The sequence below is a fragment of the uncultured Clostridium sp. genome (genome assembly GCF_947072515.1).
Taxonomy (GTDB): domain Bacteria; phylum Bacillota; class Clostridia; order Clostridiales; family Clostridiaceae; genus Clostridium.
On record NZ_CAMTIG010000115.1, the window covers coordinates 1 to 4,213 of the forward strand.

Here is a 4,213-nt window from a genome sequence, read left to right on the forward strand (position 1 = left end):
CACTCGGCTGTTAACCGATAGGCTGGAGGTTCGAGTCCTCTTCGCGGAGCCATTTGAATTTAGTAGTAGTGAGAAATCACTACTTTTTTTATATACAGATTTTTAGAGTGTAGATTATAACATCTCCATATTTTAAATAAAAAGATTAAATATTGACATCTAAAATTCTTTTGGTAAAATAAATATATAATTTAATATGTATGAGGATAAAAGAAAAGTATCTTTAATCTTATTTTTAGAGAGATGATGGTAGGTGAAAATCATTAGTGAGATAAAGAAAAGGGAACTTTTTAGTACAGTTAATTAAAGTTGGGCTTTAGCCAAGAAGGGTGGAACCGCGGAATAAGATTTTCGTCCCTTTGAGTGCTTAGGGCTTTTTTTATTGTAAAAAAATATTATTGATATATAAATTAAGGAGGAATTATTATGGCAGTAGAAAAAACTATGGATAAAATAGTTGCACTATGTAAAAGCAGAGGATTTATATTCCCAGGTTCAGATATATACGGTGGACTTGCGAATTCATGGGATTACGGCCCTTTAGGAGTGGAATTTAAAAATAACGTTAAAAAAGCTTGGTGGAAAAAATTCGTTCAAGAAAGTCCTTATAATGTAGGAGTTGACTGTGCAATCTTAATGAATAAAGAAGTTTGGGTAGCATCAGGACACTTAGGTGGATTCTCTGATCCATTAATGGATTGTAAAGAATGTAAATCAAGATTTAGAGCAGATAAATTAGTAGAAGATCACATGACTGAAAGTGGTGTAGAAGTAGCTTCAGCTGATGGGATGTCAAATGAACAATTAAAATCTTATATTGAAGAACACAATATAGTTTGTCCAAACTGTGGAAAAATGAACTATACTGATATAAGACAATTTAACCTTATGTTTAAAACATTCCAAGGTGTAACTGAAGATGCTAAAAATGAAATATACTTAAGACCTGAAACAGCTCAAGGTATATTCGTAAACTTCAAAGCAGTTCAAAGAAGTACTAGAAAGAAAGTACCATTTGGAATAGCTCAAGTAGGTAAATCATTCAGAAATGAAATAACACCAGGAAACTTTACATTTAGAACAAGAGAATTTGAACAAATGGAATTAGAATTCTTCTGTAAACCGGGAACAGATTTAGAGTGGTTTGATTACTGGAGAACTTACTGTTGGAAATTCCTATTAAATTTAGGAGTAACTGAAGGAAATCTAAGATTAAGAGATCATGGTGAAGAAGAATTATCATTCTATTCAAATGCAACTTCTGATATAGAATACTTATTCCCATTTGGATGGGGAGAATTATGGGGAATAGCAGATAGAACTGATTATGACCTTAAAAAACATGCTGAGCATTCAGGACAAGATTTAAGTTACTTAGATCCAATGACTAATGAAAAATATGTACCATATTGTATAGAACCATCATTAGGAGCTGATAGAGTTGCTTTAGCATTCTTAGTAGATGCATATGATGAAGAAGATTTATCAACTGAAGATAAAAAAGATTCAAGAATAGTTATGCACTTACATCCAGCTTTAGCACCATATAAAGCTGCTATATTACCTTTATCTAAAAAGCTTTCAGATAAAGCTTTAGAAATATATGCAGACTTAGCTAAGAAATTCAATTTAGAATTTGATGAAGCAGGAAGTATTGGTAAGAGATATAGAAGACAAGATGAAATAGGAACTCCATTCTGTATAACAATTGATTTTGAAACAGAAAATGATGGAGCAGTTACAGTAAGAGATAGAGATTCTATGAAACAAGAAAGAATTAAAATAGAAGATTTAGCAGATTACATTGAAAAAAGCTTAGAATTTTAATTAATATAAGGGATGTTGCAAAGGAAACTTTGCAACGCCCTTTTAATGTATAAAGGGAATTAAAGATTAAGAATTAATAGAAGTTAATTTTAAATTTTTAATTCTCTGAAAATACATTTATTACTAAGTATAAAGTACTGAAAATAATTAATTAGAGTGTTATAATTAGAAATAAATGGGACAAAATTAAAGATAATATCATATTATTTAAAATATTAAATTTAGAAAATATAGAAAGTTGATAATTTAAATATTATAATAATGGCAGTAAAAAGAATGCATGTGCAAAAGTTGTGAGTGTGGAGGAATAAAATGAAAAAGGATTTTAATGAATTTAAAACATTTATAAAAGGTAAAAAAGTAGGAGTAGTAGGAATAGGTGTAAGTAATATTCCATTAATAAACTTCTTAGTAAAATTAGGAGCTAATGTTACGGCTTTTGATATGAAAACAGAAGAACAATTAGGAGAGACAGCAGTAGACTTTAAACAAAAAGGTGTAAGCTTATCATTAGGAAAAAATTATCTAGATGCATTAACTGGATTTGAGGTAGTTTTTAAAACACCATCAATGAGAATAGATTGTGATGCATTAGTTAGAGTTAAAAATGAGGGCGCATACATAACATCTGAAATGGAAGAGTTCATAAGATACTGTAAAGGAAAAATATTTGCTGTTACAGGAAGTGATGGAAAAACAACAACTACTACAATGATATCTAAGCTTTTAATAGAAGAAGGATATAAAACATGGGTAGGAGGAAATATAGGAACACCGTTATTTGCACAAATTGAAGATGTTAAAGCAGAAGATATGGTAGTTTTAGAATTATCAAGCTTCCAACTTATGACTATGAATCTACCTATGGAAGTAGTTATATGTACAAACTTAGCACCAAATCACTTAGATATGCATAAAGATATGCAAGAGTATATAGATGCGAAGAAAAATATTTTCCTATATGGAGAAGAAAATGGGATTGTTATATTAAACAGAGAAAATGAAATAACACATTCTTTTATTCCAGAAGCAAAAGGAAAAGTTTTAGAGTTTAGTTCAAAAAGAGTTATAGAAGATGGATCGTACTATAAAGAAGGGAAATTATATCTTCAAGGAAAAGAAGTAATAGAAAAAGAAGATATACTTTTATCAGGTATGCATAATGTAGAAAACTATTTAGCTGCATTCTTAGCAACAAAAGATGATGTATCAATAAAAACTATGAAAAAAGTAGCAGAAACTTTTGGTGGAGTAGCACATAGATGTGAATTAGTTAGAGAAATAGATGGAGTTAAATATTATAATGATTCAATTGCATCAAATCCAACTAGAACATTAGCAGGATTACATGCCTTTAATAGAAAAGTTATAGTTATAGCTGGTGGATATGATAAGCATATTCCATTTGAGCCATTAGCAGAAGAAGGATATCCATTTATAAAAGAGTTAATATTAATGGGTGCAACAAAAGATAAAATAAAAGATGTATTCTTAAAGGTTGAAGAAGAAAAGAATATAAAAGTTCCTATGAGAGAAGCCAAGGACTTAGAAGAGGCAGTGAAAATAGCTAGAGAAATAGCTGTGGATGGAGATATAGTAACATTATCACCAGCTTGTGCATCTTTTGATATGTTTCCTAACTTTGAAATAAGAGGAAATAAATTTAAAGAAATAATCAACAGAATATAGATAACACTAATAAGAGAGTAGTTTCATAAAAAACTACTCTCTTATTTTATAATGATTTTAATTGTTAAAAAAGGTCAGGAATTTTAAATTTAAATAATTAAGAGAAAATAAATACTAATATTCCTCTGAAACTTTATATTTAATTATAAAAAAGTAGCTAAATATAAAATAAGAAAGATAAATTTATATGAAAAAGCCCATTTTGAATGAAAATTCAATTATATAATGGGCTAAAAAGAGAAAATTGAAAGAAAGAAATATAGATAAAAGGGCAAAAATAGCTTACAAATATGAATAAAAAATATATTAATTATGAAGTGAATTAATAATGAGTGCTAAAAAATCATAAAAATATAATTAACTATTCCTGGCGTATCATTACAAGAAAAATGTAGAAAAAAGTAGAAAAAAAGAGAAAAGAAAAAATATATTTAAAAAATGAATAAATATGAAGAATATTAGTAATAATAATCATGTTACTATAATACACGTCCTTGAGAAACACGGACAACACGAAGAACTTCTTCAAAAAAACTTTTTAAAAAAAGTGTTGACAAGAAATTCTTTAAATGATATTATAAGGAAGTCGCAAAGAGCGATGACAGATCTTTGAAAATTGAACAGAATAATTTATAAGAAACTTTAAACCAGCAATTCTTTTATTAGTAAGTTTTATGAGCAATTTAAGATTAAACTT

General features: G+C 28.3%; 2 protein-coding genes. Both read left to right on the forward strand.

Annotated elements, in window-relative coordinates:
* The first annotated feature begins 426 nt into the window (after positions 1–426).
* Positions 427–1,827, forward strand: a complete 1,401-nt coding sequence (locus Q0W06_RS19325; RefSeq protein ID WP_297639740.1) for a glycine--tRNA ligase — start codon at positions 427–429, stop codon at positions 1,825–1,827.
* 312 nt (positions 1,828–2,139) lie between these two features.
* Entirely contained in the window at positions 2,140–3,516 is a 1,377-nt protein-coding gene (gene murD, locus Q0W06_RS19330; protein ID WP_297639742.1) for a UDP-N-acetylmuramoyl-L-alanine--D-glutamate ligase, read from the forward strand.
* Positions 3,517–4,213: the final 697 nt, after the last annotated feature.